Annotated in this window: 23 protein-coding genes; 9 read left to right on the plus strand and 14 right to left on the minus strand. The window is 63.8% G+C overall.

Going from position 1 to position 24,252, the window contains the following annotated elements; genetic code table 11:
• The first annotated feature begins 12 nt into the window (after positions 1 to 12).
• Together AC5ZGW_RS06860 and AC5ZGW_RS06865 are read left to right on the plus strand one after the other, a co-directional pair.
• On the plus strand, positions 13 to 1,176 hold the full coding sequence (locus AC5ZGW_RS06860; RefSeq protein ID WP_130225539.1) for an HlyD family secretion protein: 1,164 nt from the start codon (positions 13 to 15) through the stop codon (positions 1,174 to 1,176).
• Positions 1,163 to 2,791 (plus strand): MFS transporter, encoded by a 1,629-nt coding sequence (locus AC5ZGW_RS06865; protein WP_130225540.1) that lies wholly within the window; start codon positions 1,163 to 1,165, stop codon positions 2,789 to 2,791. Before AC5ZGW_RS06860 ends, AC5ZGW_RS06865 begins: the two co-directional genes overlap by 14 nt.
• Positions 2,792 to 2,801: 10 nt before the next feature.
• Here the strand turns inward: AC5ZGW_RS06865 and AC5ZGW_RS06870 are convergent, their stop codons facing one another.
• The gene (locus AC5ZGW_RS06870; protein WP_028164819.1) at positions 2,802 to 3,551 is read right to left on the minus strand and encodes a sulfate transporter family protein; all 750 of its coding nucleotides are present in this window, start codon (positions 3,549 to 3,551) and stop codon (positions 2,802 to 2,804) included.
• A 76-nt stretch (positions 3,552 to 3,627) separates the two neighbouring features.
• Positions 3,628 to 4,068, minus strand: coding sequence for a nickel-responsive transcriptional regulator NikR (gene nikR / locus AC5ZGW_RS06875; RefSeq protein WP_028164820.1), 441 nt, complete (start codon positions 4,066 to 4,068; stop codon positions 3,628 to 3,630).
• Positions 4,069 to 4,216: 148 nt separating this feature from the next.
• On the opposite strand from nikR, the gene AC5ZGW_RS06880 reads away from it, so the two are divergent.
• Positions 4,217 to 6,418, plus strand: coding sequence for a TonB-dependent receptor (locus tag AC5ZGW_RS06880; protein ID WP_245474678.1), 2,202 nt, complete (start codon positions 4,217 to 4,219; stop codon positions 6,416 to 6,418).
• Between the two features lies 1 nt (position 6,419).
• Here AC5ZGW_RS06880 and AC5ZGW_RS06885 read toward each other — a convergent pair whose 3' ends face one another.
• Positions 6,420 to 7,307, minus strand: coding sequence for a YiiX/YebB-like N1pC/P60 family cysteine hydrolase (locus AC5ZGW_RS06885; RefSeq protein ID WP_130225541.1), 888 nt, complete (start codon positions 7,305 to 7,307; stop codon positions 6,420 to 6,422).
• Between the two features lie 189 nt (positions 7,308 to 7,496).
• On the opposite strand from AC5ZGW_RS06885, the gene AC5ZGW_RS06890 reads away from it, so the two are divergent.
• From AC5ZGW_RS06890 to AC5ZGW_RS06900, 3 genes are all read left to right on the plus strand, one after another.
• Complete coding sequence (locus tag AC5ZGW_RS06890; protein ID WP_130225542.1) at positions 7,497 to 8,921, plus strand: flavin monoamine oxidase family protein; 1,425 nt, start codon at positions 7,497 to 7,499, stop codon at positions 8,919 to 8,921.
• Positions 8,921 to 9,589 (plus strand): Dph6-related ATP pyrophosphatase, encoded by a 669-nt coding sequence (locus AC5ZGW_RS06895; protein WP_130225543.1) that lies wholly within the window; start codon positions 8,921 to 8,923, stop codon positions 9,587 to 9,589. Before AC5ZGW_RS06890 ends, AC5ZGW_RS06895 begins: the two co-directional genes overlap by 1 nt.
• A 1,065-nt stretch (positions 9,590 to 10,654) precedes the next feature.
• Complete coding sequence (locus AC5ZGW_RS06900; RefSeq protein ID WP_028164823.1) at positions 10,655 to 11,038, plus strand: SHOCT domain-containing protein; 384 nt, start codon at positions 10,655 to 10,657, stop codon at positions 11,036 to 11,038.
• Between the two features lie 97 nt (positions 11,039 to 11,135).
• On the opposite strand, the gene AC5ZGW_RS06905 is transcribed toward AC5ZGW_RS06900, so the two are convergent.
• The 8 genes from AC5ZGW_RS06905 to infC all read right to left on the minus strand — a co-directional run bounded on the left by AC5ZGW_RS06905 (position 11,136) and on the right by infC (position 18,561).
• Positions 11,136 to 12,077 (minus strand): MBL fold metallo-hydrolase, encoded by a 942-nt coding sequence (locus AC5ZGW_RS06905; protein WP_130231015.1) that lies wholly within the window; start codon positions 12,075 to 12,077, stop codon positions 11,136 to 11,138.
• A gap of 45 nt (positions 12,078 to 12,122) precedes the next feature.
• Complete coding sequence (locus AC5ZGW_RS06910; protein WP_130231017.1) at positions 12,123 to 12,899, minus strand: sulfite exporter TauE/SafE family protein; 777 nt, start codon at positions 12,897 to 12,899, stop codon at positions 12,123 to 12,125.
• On the minus strand, positions 12,896 to 15,304 hold the full coding sequence (gene pheT / locus AC5ZGW_RS06915; protein ID WP_130231019.1) for a phenylalanine--tRNA ligase subunit beta: 2,409 nt from the start codon (positions 15,302 to 15,304) through the stop codon (positions 12,896 to 12,898). Before pheT ends, AC5ZGW_RS06910 begins: the two co-directional genes overlap by 4 nt.
• Positions 15,301 to 15,711 (minus strand): ASCH domain-containing protein, encoded by a 411-nt coding sequence (locus tag AC5ZGW_RS06920; RefSeq protein WP_028164827.1) that lies wholly within the window; start codon positions 15,709 to 15,711, stop codon positions 15,301 to 15,303. The genes pheT and AC5ZGW_RS06920 overlap by 4 nt, the downstream gene beginning before the upstream one ends.
• 2 nt (positions 15,712 to 15,713) lie before the next feature.
• Entirely contained in the window at positions 15,714 to 16,796 is a 1,083-nt protein-coding gene (gene pheS / locus AC5ZGW_RS06925; protein WP_130231021.1) for a phenylalanine--tRNA ligase subunit alpha, read from the minus strand.
• Positions 16,797 to 16,922: 126 nt separating this feature from the next.
• Positions 16,923 to 17,282, minus strand: a complete 360-nt coding sequence (gene rplT, locus AC5ZGW_RS06930; RefSeq protein ID WP_027581334.1) for a 50S ribosomal protein L20 — start codon at positions 17,280 to 17,282, stop codon at positions 16,923 to 16,925.
• 68 nt (positions 17,283 to 17,350) lie between these two features.
• Positions 17,351 to 17,551, minus strand: a complete 201-nt coding sequence (rpmI, locus tag AC5ZGW_RS06935; RefSeq protein ID WP_028164829.1) for a 50S ribosomal protein L35 — start codon at positions 17,549 to 17,551, stop codon at positions 17,351 to 17,353.
• Positions 17,552 to 18,021: 470 nt separating this feature from the next.
• A complete protein-coding gene (gene infC, locus AC5ZGW_RS06940; protein WP_130229242.1) occupies positions 18,022 to 18,561 on the minus strand; it encodes a translation initiation factor IF-3 in 540 nt (179 codons plus the stop codon).
• 223 nt (positions 18,562 to 18,784) lie between these two features.
• Here infC and AC5ZGW_RS06945 point away from each other — a divergent pair, with 223 nt between their 5' ends.
• Together AC5ZGW_RS06945 and AC5ZGW_RS06950 are read left to right on the plus strand one after the other, a co-directional pair.
• Positions 18,785 to 19,576, plus strand: a complete 792-nt coding sequence (locus tag AC5ZGW_RS06945; RefSeq protein WP_130229239.1) for an alpha/beta hydrolase — start codon at positions 18,785 to 18,787, stop codon at positions 19,574 to 19,576.
• Between the two features lie 24 nt (positions 19,577 to 19,600).
• Positions 19,601 to 20,071 (plus strand): nuclear transport factor 2 family protein, encoded by a 471-nt coding sequence (locus AC5ZGW_RS06950; RefSeq protein ID WP_130229238.1) that lies wholly within the window; start codon positions 19,601 to 19,603, stop codon positions 20,069 to 20,071.
• Here the strand turns inward: AC5ZGW_RS06950 and queG are convergent.
• Both queG and AC5ZGW_RS06960 read right to left on the minus strand, forming a co-directional pair.
• Entirely contained in the window at positions 20,061 to 21,257 is a 1,197-nt protein-coding gene (queG, locus tag AC5ZGW_RS06955; protein ID WP_130229237.1) for a tRNA epoxyqueuosine(34) reductase QueG, read from the minus strand. The genes AC5ZGW_RS06950 and queG overlap by 11 nt on opposite strands.
• Entirely contained in the window at positions 21,206 to 21,898 is a 693-nt protein-coding gene (locus AC5ZGW_RS06960; protein ID WP_028164834.1) for a glutathione S-transferase family protein, read from the minus strand. Before AC5ZGW_RS06960 ends, queG begins: the two co-directional genes overlap by 52 nt.
• Positions 21,899 to 22,166: 268 nt before the next feature.
• On the opposite strand from AC5ZGW_RS06960, the gene AC5ZGW_RS06965 reads away from it, so the two are divergent.
• On the plus strand, positions 22,167 to 22,973 hold the full coding sequence (locus AC5ZGW_RS06965) for an undecaprenyl-diphosphate phosphatase (RefSeq protein ID WP_028164835.1): 807 nt from the start codon (positions 22,167 to 22,169) through the stop codon (positions 22,971 to 22,973).
• 260 nt (positions 22,974 to 23,233) lie between these two features.
• On the opposite strand, the gene AC5ZGW_RS06970 is transcribed toward AC5ZGW_RS06965, so the two are convergent.
• Complete coding sequence (locus AC5ZGW_RS06970) at positions 23,234 to 24,223, minus strand: complex I NDUFA9 subunit family protein (protein WP_130229236.1); 990 nt, start codon at positions 24,221 to 24,223, stop codon at positions 23,234 to 23,236.
• Positions 24,224 to 24,252: the final 29 nt, after the last annotated feature.

The raw sequence follows: 24,252 nt of genomic DNA on the forward strand, positions 1-24,252 counted from the left end.
GGGGAATGTACCTTGAGTGAGCAAAACCAAATCACCCCGGCACCCCTGAACAGGATTGCGCCGTCACCGGCTCCGGCGCCTACGGCTCCGCCGCCGAAGCCATCCGCCGCGCCGTCGAGCACGTTGGCGCGGCTGGCCATTCCCGTATTTGCCGTGCTTGCCGCCTTCGCCTTCATTGCGCTCGCCACGTTGCGCTGGGACGAATGGGTCGGCGCAGCCACGATCCAGACCACCAACGACGCCTATGTCCGCGCCGAGCTGACGCGCTTGAGCAGCCGCGTCTCCGGCGAGGTGTTGACGGTGGCGGTGAAGGATTTCCAGCACGTCAAGGCTGGAGACCTCCTGGTGCAGATCGATCCCGCCGATTACGAGGCCCAGGTTGCGCAGGCCGAAGCCGGCGTCGCCGCCGCGCAGGCCGCGCTCGACAATCTGAACAATCAGGTCGAACTGCAATACGCGACGATCGCGCAGGCCGAGGCCGCGCAAGTCTCCGCGGCGGCGCTGGAGGTCGAGGCGCGCCAGGAGCAGGAGCGCCAGCAATCGCTGTCGCAAACCGACGCAGGCACGCGGCAGAGGCTCGAACAGGCGACCGCCGCCTATGCAAAGGCGCAGGCCGATGTGCGCGCGAGCCGCGCCGTGGTTGCCGCGCAGCGCCATCAGCTCGAGGTGTTGCAGGGCACCAAGAAGCAGCGCGCCGCCGATCTCGATGCTGCCAAGGCGCAGCTCGCCGCTGCGAAGCTCAAGCTCGGCTACACCAAAATCGTGGCGCCGTTCGACGGCGTCGTCGGGGAGCGGCAGGTGCAGCCGGGCGACTACGTCAATATCGGCACCAACCTGATCAATGTCGTGCCGCTGCCAAATGTCTATGTGATCGCCAACTACAAGGAAACCCAGCTCACACGGGTGCGGCCGGGCCAACCCGTCGAGATCACTGTCGACAGTTTCCCGCGTGAGAGATTGCGCGGTCGCGTCGAGCGCATTGCGCCGGCCAGCGGTTCGCAATTCGCGCTATTGCCGCCGGATAACGCCACCGGCAATTTCACCAAGGTCGTGCAGCGCATCCCGGTCCGTATCCGGTTCGACGAAAATCAGCCGCTGCTCTCGCGCCTGTTGCCTGGCATGTCGGTGATCACCAGCATCAACACTGCCGATGCGGGGACGAATGGCGGCAAATGACGACGCCGGCCGTGGACCGGTCTCGCAGGGCGGCATCGCGCGGCAGCCGCTGTTTGCGGTGGCCGCGGTGCTGCTCGGCGCGTTCCTCGCCAATGTCGACAGCCGGCTGACCACGGTTGGCCTGCCGGACCTGCGCGGCGCATTCTCGCTCGGTTTCGACGAGGGCGCCTGGATTTCGACCGCAGGAATCGGCTCGCAAATCTTCATCGCGCCGGCGGTCGCCTGGCTCGCCACCGTGTTCGGCTTGCGCCGCGTGTTGGGCATCCCGAGCCTCGCCTATGCCGGGGTGTCGCTGGTCATCCCATTCGTCGACCATTACCCGACGCTGATCGGGCTCAGCATCGTGCATGGCCTGTTGCTCGGCACCTTCGTGCCGGCGACGCTGATGATCGTGTTCCGGAATCTACCGATCCGCTGGTGGATTCCGGCGATATCGATCTACGCGATCCGGGTTGGCTTCGCACTGGATACCTCGACCTCGCTGGTCGGCTTCTATGTCGATCATCTCGGCTGGCAGTGGGTGTACTGGCAGGGCGTCGTCATCGCGCCGCTGATGGCCTTGATGGTCTATCTCGGCACGCCCAGCGAACCCGTCAACAAGGATCTGCTTCGCGATGCGGATTGGGGTGGCATGCTCCTGCTCGGCAGCTCGGTGTCGATGATCTATGCCGGTCTCGATCAGGGCAATCGGCTCGACTGGCTCGAATCTGGCACGGTGATGGCACTGTTGCTTGGCGGCGCGGCGCTGTTCGTCGTCTTCGTGATCAATGAGACAATGGTGCGGCAGCCTTGGGCGCATGTGAACGTGCTGTTCTCGCGCAACGTCGGGCTCTCGCTGGTCGTCATCCTGCTCTACACCCTCACCAGTCTGTCCAATTCATCGCTGGTGCCGAACTTCCTCGGCACGATCGCGCTGATGCGGCCGGAGCAGAGCGGCGTTTTGCTCTTGACCTACGGTGCGCTGCCGATGTTCGTGCTGGTGCCGATCTCGATCTATCTGCTCAGGCATTTCGATCCGCGCACGGTGGTTGTTCTGGGATTTTCGGCCTTCGCGGCCGCCAATCTCTGGGGCACGCAATTGACCCACGATTGGGCGCGGGGGGATTTTGCCGGCATCGTTCTCCTGCAATCGATCGGGCAGTCGCTGACGCTATTGCCGATCATCATCATGGCGCTGGCCAATTCCGACCCGAGCCGCGCCACGGCGTTCGCCGCCTATATCCAGATCATGCGGCTTGGCGGCGCCGAGATCGGCGTGGCGCTGATGGGCACCTGGCTGCGCGTCCGCGAGCAGATCCACTCCAACTATATCGGGCAACACGTCGCCAATGGCGATGTCAATGTCGTGCGCATGCTCAAGCAGCTCGCCGACGAATTCGCGGCACACGGCGTCGGCCTCGCCCAGGCGCGGGCGGTGGGGACGCTGGCGGCGCTGGTGCAGCGCGAGGCCAACGTGCTCGCTTATATCGACGGTTTCTGGCTGTGCTTCTGGCTGGCGATGACTGCGCTGTTCTTCGTCGCCCTGATTACCCGCGCGCCGCCGGGTCCGTTTACGCCGGAGCCGTTCGGCTTTGCCAAGATGGTGATGCGCAAGTGCGGAATGTCGGGGGCCTGATCGTCGACTGCTAGCGCATCGATATTCCCTGCCGCCGCGGCTCGAGCAATTCCGGCCTCGGGCCTGACAGGCGCTTGTGCATGTGGACCATGAAGGCCATGCCGAACAGCGGCGTCGCCAGGTTGACGATCGGAATCGACACGAAGGCGGCAATGATCAGGCCGGCGGTGAATATGGTTGCCGCATTGTCGCGGCGCATCGCCTTGGCCTCAGCCGGCGGCCGGAACCGCATCGCCGCAAGCTCGAAATATTCGCGGCCCAAGAGCCAGGCGGTGGCGAAGAAGAAAATCAGGAAGCCGGCGCCGGCGAACAGCACGAAGGGCAGCGCGATCAGGTAGACCAGTATCGTCAGCAGCGCGGTCTTGATGCCCTCGGTCATGGCGAGGTTGAACGGCAGCGCGACGCCGGGCTGTTCGGCCGGATAATGTTCGCGCTCGACATGGTCGGCAACCTCGTCGACGAACAGGCTCGCCACCAGCGAGGTGATCGCAGGCATCAGGAAGATGCCGCCGAGCACCACGCCGAGGCCGGCGGCGATCGATACGATCCAGGAAAGCACGTGGAGCGTGGAGTGGAAGTTGGGGCCGAGCAGGCCTTCGGCCCAGACCTCGCCATAGTCGGCAAACCAGCTCAACAGCCGCTGCAATCCGATTGCGAGCACCGTCACCAATACCAGCGCCACGCCGACCGAGCGCCACAGGATCGAGCGCATCGGCGGCGACAGGATTTGCGTGAGCGCCTTGACGGCGGCATCTAACATCGTGGGTCTATCTCCAAAAAGCCCCTGCGACAGTTAGATATGACCGACGGCTTCGGCAAGAGCCGGACCGCCGCCTTCAATCGTGCCGGTGCCCATGCTTGCGCGGCTTCTTGTCCGGTGCGGTCGGGATCATCACGACCCGGCCATAGCGCACGCCGCGTTCGGCGATGACGTGGTCGGCGAGATGGCGGACGTCGCCGGCGGCGCCTTTCAGCGCGGTCACTTCCATGCAGCTATCGTCGTCGAGATGGACGTGCAGCGTCGCCAGCGAGAGGTCGTGGTGACCATGGAAGTTCTGCACCAGCCGCTTTGAAAGGTCGCGTGCGGCGTGGTCGTAGACATACACCAGCGCGGCCACGCATTGCCCTGACGGCGCCGCGTCCTCCGCGCTCTGCTGCAATCCCGCGCGGGCGAGATCGCGGATGATCTCCGAGCGGTTCTGGTAGCCGCGCGTTTTTGCCGCGGCGTCGATCTCGTCGAGCAGATCGTCCTCGATGGTGATGGTGATCCGTTGCATCAGGTATTTCCGATTGGCGCCGCGGGTGCGTCAGTATGATATTCTTGTTGTAACGTCATACTGAGCTTTGGTAGCCTCGCCGGGCTGGGTTGAAGTCGAACTGGTTGCCTGTCGGATTGTAGCAGGTTGCCATGCGGGGGCATGGGCATTGCGTAAACTTGTCGGGTGGGTTTTTGCCGCCGCCTCCCTTGTTGTTCTCACGTCGCCGGCGCAGGCACAAACGGCTGCCAGCCAGCCCGGCAATCAACTTCCTGCGGTCACGGTGACGTCGCCGCAGACGACGCCACCAAAGCGGATCAAGCGGGCCGAACAGTCGCACCGTCCGCGCAGCGGGCGAAACCCTCACACAGTCCAATCGGCTCAGCCCGCATCGGCGGCAGGCAGCATCGCCCTCGGTTCGGGACAAGTGGGTGCGGCTAATCTGCTGCCGACCGCCGCGAGCGAGATGCGCATCAGCGGCGAGGAGGTGAATGCGTTGCCGGTGTCGCGCGTCGGCGAGGTCCTGGAAGTGGTGCCCGGCTTGATTGTCACCCAGCATTCCGGCGAGGGCAAAGCCAACCAGTATTTCCTGCGCGGCTTCAATCTCGACCACGGCACCGATCTTGCGATCAAGGTCGACGGCATGCCCGTCAACATGCCGACCCATGGCCACGGCCAGGGCTATGCCGACGTCAATTTCCTGATCCCGGAACTGATCAGCTCCGTCAACGTCCGCAAGGGCCCGTACTATGCGGACACTGGAGACTTCTCCTCCGCCGGCAGCGTCGGCATCGATTATGTCAACCGGCTGCCCAAGAGCATCGCCCAGGTGACCTTCGGCAGTTTCGGCTATCAGCGCGCGCTGGCGGCGGGCTCCACGGCGGTCGGCGAGGGCACGCTGCTCGGCGCGATCGTGGCCAACAAATATGACGGTCCGTGGGACGTGCCGGACGATGTGCGCAAGGCGAGCGGCGTGCTGCGCTACAGCCAGGGCACCGCGACCGATGGGTTTACGCTGTCGGCGATGGCCTATTCCAACGGCTGGACGTCGACCGACCAGGTGGCGCAGCGCGCGATCGACCAGGGTTTGATCAACCGTTTCGGCTCGCTCGATCCGACCGACGGCGGCACCTCGAGCCGCTTCAGCCTGTCCGGCAATTGGGCGCAGTCGAGTGACTACGGCCAGACTCTCGCGAATGCCTATGTGATCCGTTCGTCGCTGCGACTGTTCAACAACTTCACCTATTTCCTCGACGATCCCATCAATGGCGATCAGTTCAGCCAGCTCGATCGCCGCACCGTCTATGGCTTCAATGCCTCCCATGCCTTCGATGCGCGCGTCGCCAGCATCGAGACCCGGACCCGTGTCGGCCTGCAGACCCGCGGCGACGATATCGAGGTCGGCCTGTTCAAGACCTTCCAGCGCGAGGCGCTCTCGACGGTGCGCCAGGACCGTGTGCAGGAAGGAAATGTCGGCTTGTGGGCCGACACCACCGCGCGCTGGACCGACTGGCTGCGCACCACGGTCGGCATCCGCGAGGATTTCTTTGCGGGTCATGTCTTCAGCGACACGCCGCAAAATTCGGGCAATGCGCAGGCGGCTATGACCAGCCCGAAGGCCGGCATCGTGCTGGGCCCGTGGTACAAGACCGAATTCTACGGCAATGCCGGTTATGGCCTGCATTCGAACGACATCCGCGGCGCGACGATCACCGTCGATCCCACCGACAAGGTGACGCCGCTCGACCGCGTGCCGCTGCTGGTCCGCTCCAAGGGCGCCGAGGTCGGTATCCGTACCAAGGCGATCGAACGCCTGACCAGCTCGCTCGCGGTGTTCGTGCTCGACTTCGATTCCGAACTCCTGTTCGTCGGCGATGCCGGCACCACCGAGCCGAGCCGTCCGAGTCGGCGCATCGGCATCGAGTGGACCAATCAGTACAGGCCGTTGCCGTGGATGCGCATCGACGTCGATCTCGCCTATACCCGTGCGCGCTTCACCGATTTCGATCCTGTCGGCGACTTCATTCCGGGCGCGCCGGCCTGGATCGCCAGCGGCGCCGTGACGTTCGGCCGCGAGACCGGCTGGTTTGGCGCCCTGACCGCGCGCTATTTCGGGCCGCGTCCGCTGATCGAGGATGACAGCGTGCGCTCGCAATCCTCGCTGATCTTCAACGCCCGGGCCGGCTATCAGTTCGACAATGGCATGCGGCTGCAGCTCGACGTGCTCAATCTCTTCAATGCCAACACCAACCAGATCGAATACTATTATCTGTCGCGCCTGCCGGGCGAGCCGATCGATGGCGTCGCCGATCGCCACATCCACCCGGCCGAACCGCTCGCGGTCCGCCTGACGCTGGCGGCGCGCTTCTAAGCTAGGCCGCGAGCTCCGGCGTCTTCACTTCCGTATCCTCAGGCGCAGCCGGAAGCGGCGTTTCCTGGTCAATCGTTTCAGGAACAAGCCGCGGCGACTTTTCGTGAAACACACTGAATTCGCCCGCCACCTCCTCGAGCGGCTTCTGCTTGTCGGCCCAGTGCAGGGCAGTGTAGTCGAAGCCGTGCACGATGGTGGGTTTGACGACTTCGAAATAGGGCGAGATATCGAAGTCGCGCGGCATGTAGAGCGAGGAATCGCGGATGTGCAGGATCTCGCGCCGCGCCTTGCGGCTCGAGGTGCGGGTGATCTTGGGCAGGATCGGGTAGCGCACGGCATCGAAGGCCTGCGCGATCAGCGCCGAGCAGATGATCTTGGTGGGATCGCCGGAGCCGAAGGCGATCATCCGCCGCCGCCAGCGCTGCGGCACCGGCAGCGGGAACAGATAGCGCGCAAGGTCGACGATGTTCTTGGTGTCATAGCCGAAGCCGATCCGGTTGATGGCGTAGCGGCACACCGTCTCGCGGTCCTCGTAGGAGAGGCCGACCGGGCGGCAGAGGCGGGTATGATAGGGGAAATATTTCGACAGCGGCGCAGCCGTCACGCCCTCGCCGATATTGGCCTCGATCAGCACATGCGGCTCGCCGTCAGGCTCGCAGGCGCCGTCGACCGGACCGACATAGAGCGCGGCGTGCGACCAAGTCGATTGCGTGAGGTATTTGATGATGCCGGAAATGCGGTTGTTGCCTTCGACCAGCAGGACATCGCCAGGCTGGATCACGCCGCGCAGATGCTCCGGATCGCTCGGCGTGAACGGCTCGTAGCCCGGGATCTCCTTCTGCAGGTAGCCCGCGATCACCTGGCCGATCGTGTCGAGCATGACGCCCATATGCTTCCCCCTGCGCGGCTTGCCCTTCCGCTTTTTGGTTCCTTATCATGGTCGCGAGCGGTTGCAATTTAGTTCATCGACGCAGCCGATCAATCATGATTGATTCACCATGATGGTTGCTGCGCCGCATGAGATGCGGCAAGGTTCGCGGGCTGTTCCCATTTGCTTCAAGCCTGCGGAAACCATGATATGACAATCACCCGCCGCAACTTCCTGTCGGCGTCCGCGGGCATTGCCGTTACTTCGCTTTCTGCCGGCTGCGCTGGAGCCGCGCCGCCGGCGCGCGATGCTGACATCGTGGTCATCGGCGCGGGCGCCGCCGGCATTGCTGCGGCGCGGCGCGTATTGGCGGCGGGCCGCAAGGTGATCGTGCTGGAAGCCTCAAGCCAGATCGGCGGCCGTTGCCAGACCGACAGCTCGACCTTCGAAGTTCCGTTCGATCGCGGCGCGCGCTGGGTGCACAATCCGGAGGCCAATCCGATGCTCCGCCTCGCACGGACCGCGGGGCTCGAGCTGCTGCCCGCGCCGTCGGGCGAGAAGATCCGCATCGGCCGCCGCAATGCGCGTCCCGGCGAGACCGAGGAATTCCTGGCCGCACTGGTGCGCGCCAATCGCGCGATCGACGATGCCGCGCGCCGAAGCGACGTATCCTGCGCCTCGGTCTTGCCGAAGGAGCTTGGCGATTGGGCCGGCACGGCGGAGTTCGTGCTCGGCGCCAGTTTCACCGGCAAGGACCTCAAGGAGATCTCGGTCGTCGACAAGGCGCGGGCGCAGGATCGCGACAATGCAGTCGCCTGTCGGCAGGGGCTCGGCACGCTGATCGCGAAGCTCGGCGCGCAGTTGCCGGTGGCATTGTCGACGCCCGCCACCCGCATCTCCTACAGCAACCGCGACGTCGAGGTGAACACGCCGTCGGGCAAGATCCTCGCGCGCGCGGCCATCATCACGGTGTCGACGAATGTGCTCGCGGCCGGCAAGCTCAAGTTCGATTCCGAACTTCCGAGGCGCGTGGTCGATGCGGTCGCAAAGCTCAGCCTCGGCAGCTACGACCGCATCGCGCTGCAGATGTCAGGCAATCCGCTCGGGCTTGCGCACGATGATGTCCTGATCGAGCAGAGCAACTCGACGCGTACCGCGCTGCTCTACGCCAATGTCGGCGGTTCATCCTTGTGCACGATCGACGTCGCGGGCTCGTTCGGCCGCGATCTGTCGGCAGAGGGTGAGCAGGCTATGATCGCATTCGCGACGGAATGGCTGAAGAAGCTGTTCGGCAGCGATGCGGTGGCCGGCATCAAGAAGTCGAGCGCCACGCGCTGGAACGCTTCGCCCTATATACTGGGCGCGATGTCAGTGGCCGCGCCCGGCGGGCAGGCCGCACGGAGAGCGCTAATCGATCCGGTCGGCTGCATGTATTTCGCCGGCGAGGCCACGCATGACACCTTGTGGGGCACGGTCGACGGCGCCTGGGAGAGCGGCGAGCGGGCCGCGGAAGCGGCGCTGCGCCGGATCGGCGCATTGCCGGCAGCGCCGTCGGCGGCAGCACCGCCGCCACAGAAGCAGCGCAGGCGCGCACCGCCGGCGCAATCGGCTCAGCCGCGAGGGCTGTTCGACTGATGCCGCGGCAGAAGGCGCTGATCTCCTGGTCCAGCGGCAAGGACAGCGCGTTCGCATTGCATGAAGTGATGCAGACGGGTGAGTTGGAGGTCGTTGGCGCGCTGACGACCGTCACCGAGACCTTGGAGCGCGTCGCGATCCACGGCGTGCGGCAGCAGATCTTGTGCGCGCAATGCGAGGCGGCGGGGCTGCCGCAGCGAATCGTGCCGATCCCATACCCTTGTCCCAACGACGTCTATGAGGCGCGCATGGGTGAAGCGGTCGCGCAGGCCGTCGCTGAGGGCATCACCCACATGATCTTCGGCGATCTCTTCCTCGCCGATATCCGGGCCTACCGCGAGCAGAAGCTGGTTGGCACCGGCATCACGCCGATCTTCCCGCTGTGGCAGCGGCCGACGCCGGCACTGGCGCAAGTCATGATCGCAAGCGGGCTGGAAGCCTATCTTGCGACCGTTGACCTGAAACGGGTGCCTGCCGAATTCGCCGGCCGCCGGTTCGATGCGCAGCTTCTCGCCGATCTCCCCGATGGTGTCGATCCATGCGGCGAGAATGGCGAGTTTCATACGTGTGTGGTGGCCGGCCCGATGTTCTCGCACCGGATCGCAGTCAGCGCCGGCGAACGGGTGGAGCGCGATGGTTATGCGTATTGCGATCTGGTGATTGCGTAGCAACGCGGGGTGGGCAAAGGCGTGCGGTCCCGTGCCCACGGTTCAACCCGCGCTCGCTGTTGGACCCTCATCCTGAGGAGCTTGCGCAGCAAGCGTCTCGAAGGATGAGGCCCCGCCGGTGGCCTCGCCCTTCGAGACGACCGCTACGCGGTCTGCTCAGGGTGAGGAGATAGAGCCGCATACGCATCGAGACGTGCATATCTTCCGATTCAATTGTCAAACAGCAGAGAGGATGTGAGTCTACATTCTCGCGGCATGTCGTGCCCGAGCTTTGCTTCACTTTCCACCCTCCTCGATATCAGAGAGCGCAGGGAAAGCCGGGTGCTGGTTGCACCCGTGGGTCCCGTGCAACAAAAAGCACGGGGGTAGGACCACAGGTTCAACCGAAGCATTCCGGCTTTCCCTGCGCGATGGTTTTACGGTTTCCTTCGTGCTCTCCTCGGTGACCGGGCTTTCTTGCCACCGTCACCCCTTAGGGATGTTTCCATCCCCCAGGACTTAGCGGGGCGCCAGGACCACACGACTTCGCCGTCCGCGATGCGCGTGCTCGTCAGTCGCAACACCCGCGTCCACCGCATCTCACCGCAACGTTCGTGACGATCGCGACTCGCCCCTCATTCGGGTGAGACGCGCGGAGTTAAATCACTGATTTGCCCGACGGGTTAAGCGATTTATTTTTCGCGCGAGGGCTGGACGGACGTTCGGGTGATTTGCCCGTCGGGTTGATTTGTCGCACCCGCTGCACCCACATCGTCATTCCGCGCCGACCCGGTGGCTCGCAATGACAGCGGGTGATCCGGAAAAGTGGAGACCGGTTTTCCCTCGCGACAAACGCGAAGCGTTTGCGCGGAGATCATGCACTAGTCGGAAGGCGTGTACCCGAGCCGCTTCCGTTCTTGAGGGCAAAGCAGCCATAGGTTGAAGACATCGGGGGTGTCGCCTGATTGATCCTCGATCCGACGTGCATTGATCTAGATCAAACGCTGGCGGCGGGATCGCGCTTTAAGGAACAATATCGGGTCGGCTGGAACTGTTGCACGCAGTGGCAGGCAGAGGAGGATCGCAATGTTCTTCTTTCAGGAGGGCTTCACCTATCGAAATTTCCTGCTGGACGTCCTCACCATATTCTTCTTCATCGTGTGGTTCTGGCTGCTCATTACCGTCGCTTCCGATCTATTCCGACGCCACGACATTTCCGGCTGGGTCAAGGCGCTATGGGTGATAGGATGGATAATATTTCCATTCATTTTCATGCTTGCGTACCTGATCTTTCAGGGAAGAGGCATGGCGGAGCGCAACTTGCAACAAGCTCGGCAGGCGCGCGACGAACTCAGGAGCGCGATTGGTTTCAGCGCCGCAGATGAAATCGAAAAGCTCGGTCGGCTGAAACAGGCAGGGTCGATCAGCGACGCCGAATTTACACGGCTGCGCGCTCGGCTCGTGCAGTAGTGCTGCTCGGCTCTTCGTCGCGCCGATATCCTTGCTGTGCTGCGCACAACCCCTGTAGCATGGTCGGCGATCACCGTGATCGCCGTTGACATGCGACTCACACCGGCAGCTTCAACTCCATCAGATCCTTTGCTACCACGATGCGGCCGGAAAAATTCTTCTTCACGTCTTCGGTCCAATTCTCGTCAGTGACCAGCGGATCGTCTCCGGGGACGAAATGGCTCATCACCAGCACCTTGACTCCCGCGGCCGCCGCCACGCGGCCGACATCCTCGGTCGTGGTGTGACTCTCGAGAAGATGCTTCTTCAGCGTTGCGCCGTTCTTCGTTTTGGCGACCAGCCGATCGACGGCAGGCAGGTACATGCATTCATGCACCAGCACGTCGGCTCCCTCAGCGAATTCAGCGAGTTTCGGATTGTAGGCAGTATCGCTAGAGAACACGATGGTGCCATCGGGCGTCTCTAACTTGTAGGCAAAATTGTCAACGATGGGTGGGTGCGGCGTGCGGAAGGCCGTGACCGTCACCTCGGATGTCTTCAACACCACACCGTCGTCGATATCCTTCGCGATCAGCAATTTGCGCGGATCGGGCCGGCCTTCATCCTCGATCCGGGTCTCGACATCGAATTTGTTCAGCTCCCAGAACGCCTTCGTCATCGCCTCGATCCCCTTCGGCCCAAACGAATGGATCGGCGTGGATAGCCCGGCGGCCCAGGCATTGTAGAAGAGGTTGCCGTATTCGAGATTGTGATCGGAATGATGGTGGGTGATGAGGATGTATTTGATGGAAGGGATTGGCACGCCCGCATTCACGAGCTGACGGCTTACGCCCATGCCGCAATCGATGACAAATGGCGTGTCGTTGACCACAACGAGGTTGGCGGGATTTGAAGCGCCAACGCCGACGCGCGGGCCGCCTTTGGTGCCGAGAAACACGATCCGCGTCCGAGGCCTTGTGGCCTGCGCCAGCACAGCCGGAGCGGCAAGTGCGGCGGCGCCACCGAGCGCCAGTTTCAGCGCATTCCGGCGATCGATCATGGATTTCTCCCTTGGCTTTTTTCCGCCCGCGTTCAACACCCGAATCTATCGTCCCCGCAGCACGCCGTCGAGGATGGGCAGGCCGGCGATGACGGCGGCGGCGATCAGGGCGTAGCAGATGCCGCGAAAGACACGTTCGCTGGCCTTGCCGAACAGGGAGGCGCCGAACCAGACGCCGATGGCGTAGACCGGCCCGACCACGAGCGAGAACTTGACGGAATCGGCGGTGATCAGGCCGGTGAACAAATAGCTCACGAGGGAAAAGAAATCCGAGGCGCCGAAGAACAGCACGATGTTGGCGCGCGCCACCGTGAAACTGATCGGGCGCCCAAGCCAGTAGCCGACGATCGGCGGACCGCCCGTTTGCGCGAGCCCGCTGCAGAAGCCGGAGAGGCCGCCGATGCCGATTGAAAGCGCCGCGTGGTCCTTGCCGCGGTAGCGCCAGCCCGACAAGAGCAGCACCATCAGCGCAGCGACGAAGCCGGAAATGATCCAGCGCGTGGTCACGGGATCGAGCACGCTGAGAAAATAGGTGCCGATCGGCACGCCGACGAGCGCACCGAGCACCATGATCGCGGTGGCCTTGCGATCGGCGTGCTTCCACGCGTTCGGAACCAGCGGCATCGCTGCGACGAAGTCGATGATCAGCAGCAGCGCTGCGACCAGGCGGGGCGCGGCGATGCTGCTTGCCAGCGGCATGAAGATCAGCGCGGAGCCGAAACCGGAAAAGCCGCGCGCCGTTCCCGAGACAAAGGCGATGGCACAGATTGCCAGCGCAACGTTAAGGCCAACCTCCGAAGGGATGAGGCCAAACGGGCTCATCCCCGGAGAGTGCCGCCGGTCTTCTTCGTGACGTCCGCGACGATCCTGGCCGCTACCGCATCGATCTCCTGGTCGGTCAGCGTCTTCTCGCGCGGCTGAATGGTGACCGCGATCGCGATCGACTTCTTGCCGTCCTCCATGCCCTTGCCTTCATAGACGTCGAACACGGTGACATCGGTGATCAGCTTCTTGTCCGCGGCCAGTGCGGCGCGAACGATATCCGCCGCCTTGACGCTGCGGTCGACGATGAAGGCAAAATCGCGCGACACCGGCTGGAACGCGGAGAGTTCGAGCGCGGGCTTGGCGCGGGTCGGCTTGCGCTTGGCCTCCGGGATACGGTCGAGGATCACCTCGAACGCGATCATCGGGCCATCAGCGCCGAGCGCCTCGAGCGCACGCGGGTGCAACTCGCCGAAATAGCCGAGCACATTCTGCGGGCCCATCTGGATCGTGCCGGAACGGCCGGGATGCAGCCAGGCGGGCCCGCCCGGCACAATCTGCAGCGCCTGCACTGGCGCGCCGGCCGCAGCCAGCACCGCGAACGCGTCGGCCTTGGCGTCGAATGCGTCAGCCGTTGCCGAACCGGACCAGCTCCGCCCCACGCCTTCCAGCGAGGCGAAGCCGTGGCGCACGCCGGAAGCGGCAAGGAACTGGTCTTCCGGCCTGTCGCCCTTGAACACCTGGCCGACCTCGAACAGCGCGACGTCAGGATAGCCGCGGTTGATGTTCGCCTGCGCGGCTGCGACCAAGCCAGGCAAAAGGCTCGGCCGCATGTCCGAGAGATCAGAGGCAATCGGGTTGGCAAGCGCCAGTTCGGCCTGTCCGCCGCCGAACAATTCGGCTGCGGGCTTTGAGATGAACGACCAGGTCACCGCCTCGACCATGCCGCGCGCGGCCAGTGCGCGCTTGGCACGGCGGGTGCGGAGCTGGATAGAGGTGAGCACCGGCTTGCGGGGCTCCTCGCCGCGATCGAACGGCGTCATCGGCACCTTGTCGACGCCGACGATGCGGACGATCTCCTCGACGATGTCGGCCTTACCATGCACATCGGTGCGCCAGGACGGCACCGCGATCTTCACCACAGGGCCGGTGCCCGCGACCATGAAGCCGAGATGGCTGAGAATGCGCTTCGTCTCGACCAGCGGGACTTCGATTCCGGCGAGGCGCTTGACCTCGGTCAGCGGGAAATCGATCACGCGGTCGTCGCCGTAGCGATTGCCGACGACGATGCTTTCCGACGGCGCGCCGCCGCACAATTCCATCACCATCTTGGTCGCAAGCTCGAGGCCCGGCACCATGAAGGCCGGGTCGACGCCGCGCTCGAAGCGATAGCGCGCATCCGAATTGATGCCGAGCTTGCGTCCGGTCTGGGCGATGTTGATCTCATTCCACAGCGCCGATTCAATCAGCACGTCGGTGGTGTTCTCGTCGCAGCCGGAAGCCTCGCCACCCATGATACCGGCGAGCGATTCGACGCCGGCGTCGTCGGCGATCACGCACATCGAGGAATCCAGCGTATAGGTGCGGCCGTCGAGCGCGAGCAGGGTCTCGCCGTCGCGGGCGCGGCGCACCACCAGATTGCCCTTCACCTTCTTGGCGTCGAACACGTGCAGCGGACGCGCACGATCGTAGGTCATGAAGTTGGTGATATCGACCAGCGCATTGATCGGCCGCAGCCCGATTGAAGCCAGGCGCTTCTGCAGCCATTCCGGCGACGGGCCGTTCTTCACGCCGCGCACCAGCCGCAGCGCGAAGCCCGGGCAGAGCGAGGCGTCTTCCACCGTCACCGTCACGGGCGAAGGGAATTCGCCATTGATCGGCTTGATGGCGGGGTCGATCAATTTGCCCATGTCGGCGGCGGAAAGATCGCGCGCGATTCCGTGCACGCCGGTGCAATCCTGCCGGTTCGGCGTCAGGTTGATCTCGATGACGGGATCGCCGAGGCCGGCCCATTCGGCATAGACTTGGCCGACGGGCGCATCAGCGGGCAATTCGATGATGCCGTCATGATCGTCGGAAATCTCAAGCTCGGCCGCCGAGCACAGCATGCCGCGGCTCTCGACGCCGCGAATCGTACCGACGCCGAGCGTGATGTTCTTGCCGGGAATGAAGGTGCCCGGGGCAGAGAACACGCTGATCAGGCCAGCGCGCGCATTCGGCGCGCCGCAGACCACCTGCACCGGCGCAGCGCCGTTGCCGGTGTCGACCATGCAGACCCGCAGACGATCGGCATTCGGATGCTGCTCGGCCGAGATCACCCGCGCAATGGTGAACGGCGCCAGCACCTTTGCCTTGTCCTCGATGCTCTCGACCTCGAGCCCGATCATGGTGAGCTTGTCGGCGAGCTTTTCCAGGGGCTCGTCGGTGTCGAGATGTTCCTTCAGCCAGGAGAGGGTGAACTTCATGATGCCAACCTGTGATCGCGAAAAACCTCAACCAGACGAAAACGCTCGCACATCAGCATCATGTCTTCGCTGAATTTGCCCTGCCGACCGAAATAGCGGCGGTGCGCGTCCCGCCAATATTGCAGGCTGCGGTCACCTTCACCTTCTTCGTAGGCAAAGGCGGCGTCGACCTCGCCAAAACGGCGATAGGTCACTTCGGTTGTTTCGATGACGCAAGCCGGTTCGCCGCGGCCGTCGAGCACGATCCAGCGTTCGCCCGATGTCGAGGTGTTCGGCTCGTCCTCGGTGCTGCAGGTCGCGGTCTTGATCCCTTTGATGACGAGTTCGAGCAATTCGTCGGCAAGCCCGGGGCCGTCGCCGAAGGCGAACGCGCGCAGGTTCCGATATTGCTCGGGCACAGCACTCAGATTCACGTACTCAACCCTCCGGCCAGCGTCGGAAGATCCAGCGGCTTGAAGCCGTAGTGGCTGAGCCAGCGGACGTCGCTGTCGAACAGTTGGCGCAGATCGCTCATGCCGTATTTCAGCATCGCGATGCGGTCGATGCCCATGCCCCAGGCGAATCCCTGGTAGACGTCGGGATCGAGGCCGCAGGCGCGCAGCACGTTCGGGTGCACCATGCCGCAGCCCAAAATCTCCAGCCAGTCCTCGCCCTCGCCGAAGCGGATTTCGCCCTTGTCGCGGCGGCACTGGATGTCGACTTCCAGCGACGGCTCGGTGAACGGGAAGAACGACGGCCGGAAGCGCATGTTGATGTGGTCGACCTCGAAGAACGCCTTGCAGAACTCATGCAGGATCCATTTGAGGTGGCCGAGATGCGACTCCTTGTCGATCACGAGCCCCTCGACCTGATGGAATTGCGGCGTATGGGTCGCGTCCGAATCGATGCGGTAGGTGCGGCCGGGGCAGATCGCGCGGATCGGCGGCTTCTGCGTCAGCATCGTGCGCACCTGCACCGGCGAGGTGTGGGTCCGCAGCAGCATGCGCGAGCCGTCCTCCTTCGGGTTGAAGAAGAAGGTGTCGTGCATCTCGCGCGCGGGATGGCCGATCGGGAAGTTCAGCTTGGTGAAGTTGTAGTCGTCGGTCTCGATGTCGGGGCCTTCGGCAACCGAAAATCCCATATCGGCGAAGATCGCCGTCAGCTCATCCCAGACCTGGCTGAGCGGATGGATGCGGCCCGCTTCGGCCGGCGCCTCGCGCAGCGGCAGCGTGACGTCGATGGTCTCGGAGGCAAGCCGGGCGTCGAGCGCGGCGGCCTTCAGCACCTCGCGGCGCGCGGCGAGCGCTTGGGCAACCTTGTCCTTGGCGAGGTTGATCGCCGCGCCTTGTGTCTTGCGCTCCTCCGGCGACATCTTGCCGAGGGTGGCAAGCAGCGCCGAGATCGAGCCTTTCTTGCCGAGCGCGGCGACGCGCACGGTTTCCAGCGCCGCTTCGTCGCCGGCGTTGGAAACGTCGGCGAGGATCTGGGATTCGAGTTGAGCAAGATCGGTCATAGCAATCCCTCTTGGCCAGGATGCTAAGCCGTCGCTCCTAGCCGGTCATACCGAGCTGAAGCGCGAAAGATGCCCCTCGCGCTCTTACCCGGCCATGACGACTTCAAGAAACTTCGAAGAGCCGGATCAGGCCGCGAGCGCGGCCTTGGCCTTCTCGGCGATCGCCTGGAACGCGGCCGGCTCGTGGATCGCGAGATCCGACAGCACCTTGCGGTCGACGACGACGCCCGACTTGGAGAGACCGTCGATAAAGCGGCTGTAGGTCATGCCGAACGGGCGGACGGCGGCGTTGAGGCGCTGGATCCAGAGCGCGCGGAAGGTGCGCTTCTTGCGCTTGCGATCGCGGAACGCATATTGGCCGGCCTTCTCGACCGCCTGCTTGGCGACGCGGATGGTGTTCTTGCGGCGGCCGTAATAGCCCTTGGCGGCCTTGTAGACTTTCTTGTGCTTGGCGTGGGCGGTCACACCGCGTTTGACGCGAGACATGACTTAAATCCTTGGATTTCTGAAGTGGTGACGGGAGCTGTGTGGAACGCAGCTCGGCTCAGGCGCGATCAGGCGTTCGGCAAGAAGTACTTCTTGATGTTGTCGCCGTCGGTCTTGAACAGCACGCGGGTGCCGCGCAGCTGGCGGATCTGCTTGTTGGTCCGCTTGATCATGCCGTGGCGCTTGCCGCGCTGGGCGTGCATCACCTTGCCGGTACCGGTCACTTTGAAGCGCTTTTTGGCGCCCGATTTGGTCTTCAGCTTGGGCATTTGGCTCTCCTTAAACGCCAGCACGAAACCGCCCCGCGGGGGGCGTCGGCCGACTAAAATGCTCGTCAGAGCGTTGAATGTGCTCAGGTTTTTCGCAAATGAAACAACCCGCACAGAACGTCGCCACGGCAGCCCTTGATCAGCCGGGCGGCGAAGGCTGCGCTTATGGCAGAGTAGGGGCGAATTGGCAATCCCGGAACGAAGGGGTCTCTTGCCTCCCCCGCAAGCGCGACCTCCGCAGAAGGTCAATGTTTTCGAGCTCCCGGCGGACCCGACACCCTCCGCCGTCATTCCGGGGCGCGCGAAGCGCGAGCCCGGAATCCATTAAGCCGCGTACTCAGCCGCCCGATGGATTCCGGGCTCGTCCTTCGGACGCCCCGGAATGACGGCGGAGGGTTGCGGGAAGGGAAACGGAAACGCCCGCCGGATCGGTCCGGCGGGCGTTTCCTTTCATCGATCGACAATTCGCCTCAGCGCGGCGCCAGCACCATCACGACCTGACGTCCCTCGAACTTCGCGTCCTGCTCGACCTTGGCGTATTGCGCGACGTCAGCCTTGACCTTGTCCAACAGCTTGGTGCCGATTTCCTGGTGCGCCATTTCACGACCGCGGTAGCGCAAGGTGATCTTGACCTTGTCGCCTTCCTCGAAGAAGCGCTGCATCGCGCGCATCTTCACGTCGTAGTCGTGGTCGTCGATCATCGGACGGAGCTTGATCTCCTTGATCTCGACGACCTTCTGTTTCTTGCGGGCTTCGGCGGCTTTCTTCTGCGCAGAATATTTATACTTGCCGTAGTCCATGATCTTGCAGACCGGAGGACTCACGTTCGGCGAAATCTCGACCAGGTCCATACCGGCTTCCATGGCCATCTTGATGGCCACCATGGTTTCCACGGTGCCCATATTGGTACCGTTCTGGTCGATTAGCTGGATCTGCGCGTTGCGGATTTCATCGTTGGTGCGCGGCCCGTCTTTGGCGACAGCGGGCGGGGCTCTATTGGGACGGCGAATGGGTAACTCTCCAAAGTTGTGAAGGAAGGCGATATTTTGAAGCAATACGTGGCAACGGGCAAGCGTGCTCGCAAGTTGCATCCTAAAACCGTCAAATGCGCGGCATTTAGGTCACGCGATAGGGCAGATATTTGGTGAGCGGATACTCTACAAGGCGAGACACGTTCCCTGCTCACGGTTTGCCCGTGCCCATCGAAAACGCACTGATGAGAATGACGATCCCATGACCACCTCCGCGACGATCGACCAGGAACCAGAGTTCATCGAGGTAGGGAACAGCGCCGCACGCCGCCGCATTGCGGTGCGTGCGCACGGAGGTCGTAACCCCGGGCTATTCTGGCTCGGCGGCTTCAATTCCGACATGAAGGGCACCAAGGCGGTCGCGCTCGACGCGTGGGCCGTGGAACAGGAACGCGCCTTTGTCCGGTTCGATTATTCCGGCCACGGCGAATCCGGCGGCAAGTTCATCGACGGCACCATCGGGCGCTGGCTCGAGGACAGTGTCGCAGTATTCACGCGGTTCTGCAGCGGGCCGCAAGTCGTGATCGGCTCCTCCATGGGGGGCTGGATGGCGCTCCTGTTGGCGCGTGAGCTTGCCAGGCGTGCCGACAGCCGGGCCTCGCTCGCCGGGATGGTGCTGATCGCGCCGGCGCCGGATTTCACCGAAGAGCTGATGTGGAAGGGTTTCTCGCCGGAGATCCGCGCCGAGATCGAGACCAAGGGCGTCTGGCTGCGGCCGTCGCAATATGGCGATACCCCCTATCCGATCACGCGGACGCTGATCGAGGAGGGACGCCATCATTTGTTACTCGGAGCCAAGATCGATGTCGGCTGTCCGGTGCGCATCCTGCAGGGCGCGCAGGATCCCGACGTGCCCTGGCAGCACGCGTTCACGCTGGCGCATCGGCTGCCGAGCGAGGACGTGGTGCTGACCATGATCCAGGACGGCGACCACCGCCTGTCGCGCCCGCAGGACATCGCCCGGATCATCGCCGCGGTGAAGGAGATGGGGTAGGCTGCCGGGCAGGGAGGAATAACAATGGACACAACGAGCCTGCTTCGCGCCTTCTGCGATGCGGTCGAACAGCGGAAGGGCGCTGCATTCGCTGATTTGTTCACGGAAGACGGCGTCTATCACGACGTGTTCTATGGCGCCTTCACGGGGCATGCCGAGATCGCTGGCATGATCGACGATTTGTTCTATCGCACCGCGTCCGATTTCCGCTGGGACATGCATGATCCCGTCAGCGACGGCCGTACGCTCTATGCGCGATATACCTTCAGCTACCGCTCGACGCTGCCGGAGGCAGGTGGCGCGCGGGCGATGTTCGAGGGCGTCGCCATCATGACCCTTCGCGATGGCCGCATCGCGGAATATCACGAGGTCGCCAACACCGCGCCTGCCTTCGTCGATATGCACTTTGCGCCGGAGCGAATCGCAAAGATCGTCGCCAAGCAGGGTGACGCGCTGAAGGCGCGTCCCGAAATGGCGCGGCATCTCATGAAGTAAGGACCGCGAGCCGCCACTCTTCGCATACGCGCTGATCGGTCTCCGCATCGACTGTCTTGGAGGCCAGCGCGGCAAATGCCTGTGGCTCCATCAGTTGCGACAAGGCCCACACCGCTGCGCCGCGAACCAGCGGACTTTCATCGTCGAGCAAGCGCTCGGCCTCGCCGGCCAAGGCGGCATCATCGGAGTTGCCGATCGCGATCAGCACGTTGCGGACAAAGCGGTCGCGGCCGATGCGCTTGACCGGCGATTTCGAGAACAGCGCGCGGAACGCGGCATCGTCGAGCCGCACGAGGTCGGCAAGCACTGGCGCGCGCAATGCCTCGCGCGCTGCGAGTTTCGCTTCGCGCCCGGTCTGCGCGAACTTGTTCCATGGGCATACCGCGAGGCAATCGTCGCAGCCATAGATGCGATTGCCGATCGCCTTGCGGAATTCGCGCGGGATCGGTCCCTTGCTCTCGATGGTGAGATAGGAGATGCAGCGCCGCGCATCGAGCTTGTAGGGCGCGGGAAATGCCGCGGTCGGGCAGATGTTCTGGCAGGCGGTGCAGGAGCCGCAATGATCGATGTCGGCGGCATCGCGCGGCAGCTCGCTTGCGGTGAAGATCGCGCCGAGGAACAGCCATGAGCCGAACTCGCGCGACACCAGATTGGTGTGCTTGCCCTGCCAGCCGAGGCCGGCGGTTTGCGCGAGCGGCTTTTCCATCACGGCCGCGGTGTCGATGAACACCTTCACTTCATCGCCGCTGGCCGCGACCAGCCACCGCGCCAGCGCCTTCAGCCGCTTCTTGATCACGTCGTGATAATCATCGCCCTGCGCGTAGGCCGAGATCGCGCCGCGGTCGCGGCGCTTCAGGATCTCGAGCGGGTTTTGGTCTGGCCCGTAGTTGACGCCGAGCATGATGATCGAGCGCACGCCGGGCCAGAGCACGCGGGGATCGCTGCGGCGCTCCGGATGCGCTGCGAGCCAATCCATGTCGCCATGGCCGCCCAGGTCGAGGAACTCGCGGAAATATTTCGCCGCGCCGCCGATCGCGCCGGGATCGGTGACCCCGATGCAGTCAAAGCCGAGCGCGCGGGCTTCGTGCTCGAGCGCGGATCTGAGATCGGCCGGTGAAAGCTTGGGCGGTGGAGTCAGAAGTCGAGGTCCACATAGGTCCGCGACGCCGGCACGCCCGCCAGCCATTCGCTGAGCAACGGGCGGAACGACGGGCGGGATTTCACCCGCGCGTACCACGCTTTTGCTGCGTCGTCCTCGCTCCATGGCACGTCGCCCAGATAGTCGATCGCCGAAAGATGCGCCGCAGCGGCGAGATCCGCGTAAGTGAGCCGGTCGCCGGCGAGATAGTTCCGCGTCCGCGCCAGCCAGCCGATATAGGTCAGATGATAGCGCACATTGGCCTTGCCCGCGCGGAGCACCTCCGCATTCGGCGCGCCTCCGCCATCCTCCTCGCTCATGAAACGCTTGTAGATGCGCTCGGTCACCAGCGGATTGGAGGCCTCCTCGAAGAACTTGTCGTTGAACCACGACATCAGCCGGCGCACCTCGACGCGTTCGGCCATCGAGGTCGGCATCAGGCGCCGGTCGCCGGCATTAAGCCCATGCGCCTCGTCGAGATATTCGGCGATCACGCCGACACCGGGAACCGGCGGGAAACCCTCGGCGATCAAGGTCGGCGTCGTTGCCGCCGGATTGAGCGCCAGATAGGCCTCGCGACGTTCCCAGACCCGTTCCTCCACCAGCCGCAGATCGAGCCCGTATTCGCCGAGCACCAGGCGAATGAAACGGGAATGCGGACAGAACGGATGATGAAACAGCGTGTACATGAAGTCCTTCAGCAGTTCACGGCCTGATCTTGTCGAAGCCGCGGCAGACCGGGACACTAATTCACGATGCGATCAGATGAAATCGGATCGTGGTCCCATGTCTTTGTTTGAGCATGATCTTTGCGCAGAACCGGCCTGCCACTTCTCCGGATCATGCTCTAGCCAATCAGACGAATCAGGCAACCCATGTTTGGCGTTTTTAGCGATTGCAGCAAAACGGGGAATAGGCGAGAAGCACCCGATTTCTCCAGCAAAAGCAGGCCACATCATGATGACCGATACGTTACGTGCGGTGATTCTGGGCATAATCGAAGGCGTCACGGAGTTCCTGCCCGTTTCATCGACCGGCCACCTCCTGCTGGCGGAACGATTCTTCGGTCTCGGTGAAGGTGCCTTCTGGGACAGCTTCACCGTGCTGATCCAGCTCGGCGCGATCCTTGCCATCGTCGGACTCTATTTCGGCAAATTGTCGCGTGTCGCGCTCGGCATGTTCTCCAATGCGGATGACCGGCGCTTCGTCATCGGCGTGCTGGTCGCGTTCCTGCCCGCCGTCATCGTCGGCCTCATTGCCGGCAAATACATCAAGAGCGTGCTGTTCAATCCATGGATCGTCTGCTTCTCGCTCATCGTCGGCGGCGCCATCCTGCTGTGGGTCGATCAGCTTGAGCTCAAGCCGCGCGAACATGACGCGACGAGATATCCGCTGCTGATGTATCTGTGGATCGGCATGGCGCAGTGCGTCGCGATGATCCCGGGCGTGTCGCGCTCCGGCGCCTCGATCGTCGCGGCGATGCTGCTCGGCTCCGACAAGCGCGCGGCGGCGGAGTTCTCGTTCTTCCTGGCGATCCCGACCATGATCGGCGCCTTCGCCTATGATTTCTACAAGAACCGTGCCGAGATGACGACGGACAATCTATGGATCGTCGCAATCGGATTCGTGGTCTCGCTCGTCACCGCCGTGGTCGTGGTGAAGACGTTCCTCTCCTATGTCACGCGCCACGGCTTCACCCTGTTCGCGTGGTGGCGCGTGATCGTCGGCACGCTCGGCCTGATCGCGCTGGCGCTCGGAAGGTAAGGGTCAGGCGGCTGTACGGAATCTCTTCGCTTGCTCCGTTCCGCCTCTCCCCTTGTGGGAGAGGCCGGAGCGCATGCAGCGAAGCGGAATGCGATCCGGGTGAGGGGTTGGTCTCAAGGGACCGCCGCACTCGCGGAGAGAAACCCGTCACCCGGATTTCCCGCTGGCGCGCGAAATCCGGCCTCTCCCACAAGGGGAGAGGCGGGAGGTTGCGGCCCGAGCTTCGCGCCACATCGACATTTGTGATTACACGTCGCCGGTCAAGCCCCGGACGGCGGACGATACGCGTTCTTGCGCTCGAACTGCCCGGCCGGGCGGAAGCGCCAGAGATATTGCGGGGCGATGGCTTCCAGCGAATCGGGGGTGATTCCCAGCCCCTCGAAGGTGAGGCCGGCGGCCTTGGCCGTATCCGACACTACATTGTCCTTGCGCAGCAGCTCGACCTGATCCGCCGTGAGCTTCAGCGCGCCCGGCGCGAATTGCAGGAACGCGGCCAGGATCCTGGCAAGGCCGAACGGCAGGGAGACCAGCGCGCGGTCGCGATCGGTGATCTCAAGGATCGTCTCCATGATCTCGCGCATGGTCAGCACTTCCGGGCCACCCAATTCGTAGGTCGCGCCGGGCTTGGTCTTGCCGTCGACGGCATCGGCCACCGCGGTGGCGACGTCGCCGACAAAGGTCGGCTGCATCTTGGTCAGGCCGCCGCCGACCAGCGGGATCGCCGGCGACATCCGGGCCATCGCCGCGAAACGGTTGGTGAACTGATCCTCCGGCCCGAACACCAGCGACGGGCGCAAGATGGTGGCCGATGGCGAGGCCGCCAGCACCGCCTTCTCGCCAGCCGCCTTGGCGCGGGCATAGGCGGAAGCCGAATCGGCATCAGCGCCGATCGCCGAGACATGCACCACGCGGGCGCCCTCGGCGCTCGCAGCGGCGGCCACCGTCTCGGCGCCCTTGGCCTGGACCGCCTCGAAGGTCTGTTCGCCGCTTTCAGCGAGGATGCCGACCAGGTTGATGGCCACGTGCGAATCACGCATCGCTGATACCACCGAGGCCGGGTAGCGCAGATTGGCCTGGACGGCGTGGATCTGGCCGACCTTGCCGAGCGGCTGCAGGTGCCCGGCCAATTCCGGCCGCCGGACGGCGACGCGGATGCGGTAATCCCGCTTGCACAGCGCCCGGACCACGTGCCGCCCCAGGAAGCCCGATCCGCCGAAAACCGTGACGAGCGTTTCCAGGTTCGATGCCATGGGTCAGTTCCTGCGGGTCGAAATAGCTG

The sequence above is a fragment of the Bradyrhizobium sp. Crot121 genome (assembly GCF_059512385.1).

Bases quoted from the DNA above. Each gene is read 5' to 3' on its own strand.
- AC5ZGW_RS06900 (WP_028164823.1), top strand. From the start codon at position 10,655: ATGTTCTTCTTTCAGGAGGGCTTCACCTATCGAAATTTCCTGCTGGAC.
- queG (WP_130229237.1), bottom strand. From the start codon at position 21,257: ATGGCTGGCGGGCGTGCCGGCGTCGCGGACCTATGTGGACCTCGACTT.
- AC5ZGW_RS06865 (WP_130225540.1), top strand. From the start codon at position 1,163: ATGGCGGCAAATGACGACGCCGGCCGTGGACCGGTCTCGCAGGGCGGC.
- AC5ZGW_RS06870 (WP_028164819.1), bottom strand. From the start codon at position 3,551: ATGTTAGATGCCGCCGTCAAGGCGCTCACGCAAATCCTGTCGCCGCCG.
- pheS (WP_130231021.1), bottom strand. From the start codon at position 16,796: ATGACCGATCTTGCTCAACTCGAATCCCAGATCCTCGCCGACGTTTCC.
- AC5ZGW_RS06895 (WP_130225543.1), top strand. From the start codon at position 8,921: ATGCCGCGGCAGAAGGCGCTGATCTCCTGGTCCAGCGGCAAGGACAGC.
- AC5ZGW_RS06965 (WP_028164835.1), top strand. From the start codon at position 22,167: ATGATGACCGATACGTTACGTGCGGTGATTCTGGGCATAATCGAAGGC.
- AC5ZGW_RS06950 (WP_130229238.1), top strand. From the start codon at position 19,601: ATGGACACAACGAGCCTGCTTCGCGCCTTCTGCGATGCGGTCGAACAG.
- AC5ZGW_RS06905 (WP_130231015.1), bottom strand. From the start codon at position 12,077: ATGATCGATCGCCGGAATGCGCTGAAACTGGCGCTCGGTGGCGCCGCC.
- rplT (WP_027581334.1), bottom strand. From the start codon at position 17,282: ATGTCTCGCGTCAAACGCGGTGTGACCGCCCACGCCAAGCACAAGAAA.
- nikR (WP_028164820.1), bottom strand. From the start codon at position 4,068: ATGCAACGGATCACCATCACCATCGAGGACGATCTGCTCGACGAGATC.
- AC5ZGW_RS06945 (WP_130229239.1), top strand. From the start codon at position 18,785: ATGACCACCTCCGCGACGATCGACCAGGAACCAGAGTTCATCGAGGTA.
- rpmI (WP_028164829.1), bottom strand. From the start codon at position 17,551: ATGCCCAAGCTGAAGACCAAATCGGGCGCCAAAAAGCGCTTCAAAGTG.
- AC5ZGW_RS06910 (WP_130231017.1), bottom strand. From the start codon at position 12,899: ATGAGCCCGTTTGGCCTCATCCCTTCGGAGGTTGGCCTTAACGTTGCG.
- AC5ZGW_RS06885 (WP_130225541.1), bottom strand. From the start codon at position 7,307: ATGGGCGTCATGCTCGACACGATCGGCCAGGTGATCGCGGGCTACCTG.
- pheT (WP_130231019.1), bottom strand. From the start codon at position 15,304: ATGAAGTTCACCCTCTCCTGGCTGAAGGAACATCTCGACACCGACGAG.
- AC5ZGW_RS06960 (WP_028164834.1), bottom strand. From the start codon at position 21,898: ATGTACACGCTGTTTCATCATCCGTTCTGTCCGCATTCCCGTTTCATT.
- AC5ZGW_RS06970 (WP_130229236.1), bottom strand. From the start codon at position 24,223: ATGGCATCGAACCTGGAAACGCTCGTCACGGTTTTCGGCGGATCGGGC.
- AC5ZGW_RS06890 (WP_130225542.1), top strand. From the start codon at position 7,497: ATGACAATCACCCGCCGCAACTTCCTGTCGGCGTCCGCGGGCATTGCC.